We start from the raw sequence: 812 nt of genomic DNA, 5'->3' as shown, positions 1-812 counted from the left end.
CGTCGTCGTCTGTTCCGGTGGTTTCTCCGTCTGCGCCACCGGGTCCGGCTCCGGCCGGGTCGGGTGCGGGTGTGGTGTCGGGGCCGGGTACGCCCGCGGTATCGGTGGCGCCCGGATCCGCTGAGGCGCCCCCGGCCGCGGGCGCCGCCGCACCACCACCGCCACCGGCCACCGACCGGGCGAGCCTGGAACCCGAACGCGAGCCCAGCCTGATCCCCGGCATCGACGACCAAACCCTGGCACAGGTCGCGCCCGCCGCCATGATGGGCGGCGCCATGGCACTGTCCATGCTGCCCATGCTCGCCTCCGCCCTGTCCGGACTCGCCGGCGGCAACGGCGGCGGCGCCGGTAGTGGTGGTGGAAACGGTTCCGGCGCAACCACAACCGGCGACGGCAGCGACGCCGGCCTGTCCCCCCAAGCCCAGAAAGCCATCGCCGCACTCAAAAAACTCGCCGCCGCCTACGGCGACGAAAACAGCGACGACCCCGACGTCCAGAAACTCCGCAAAGAACTCGGCACCACCACCGGCAGCACCGACGGCACCGGCACCACCGCAGGCGCCGTCAAAGCCCGCCAACTGTTCCAACGCAACGCCGCCACCGCCTTCAACACCCTCGACAACGACCTCTACAACTACATCTACTCCCACGCCGGCAAACACAAAGTCGACAAAACCGCCGTCCGCCAACTCCTGCGCGACGTGGACGCCGCCCTCGCCGAACTAGGACCCACCGCCTACACCAAAGCCGGACAACAAAAAGTCCACCAAATCCTCACCATCGCCCTCAAAAAAGCCCAAGCCATCGTCTCC

Annotated in this window: 1 protein-coding gene and 1 pseudogene; one reads left to right on the top strand and one right to left on the bottom strand. The window is 68.7% G+C overall.

Annotated elements, in window-relative coordinates; genetic code table 11:
• Positions 1-289, bottom strand: a pseudogene (locus NN2_RS38300) (hypothetical protein); the annotation flags it as partial.
• Between NN2_RS38300 and NN2_RS35685 the strand changes: the two are divergent.
• Positions 276-812: DUF4226 domain-containing protein (locus NN2_RS35685; RefSeq protein ID WP_218022103.1), on the top strand; the 537-nt coding region annotated here is incomplete at its 3' end. The pseudogene NN2_RS38300 and the gene NN2_RS35685 sit on opposite strands and share 14 nt — an antisense overlap.

This window comes from Nocardia nova NBRC 15556 (assembly GCF_001613005.1).
Lineage (GTDB): Bacteria > Actinomycetota > Actinomycetes > Mycobacteriales > Mycobacteriaceae > Nocardia > Nocardia nova.
Note: the sequence above shows the minus strand (reverse complement) of the source record. Positions and strands in the feature narration are given on the sequence as shown.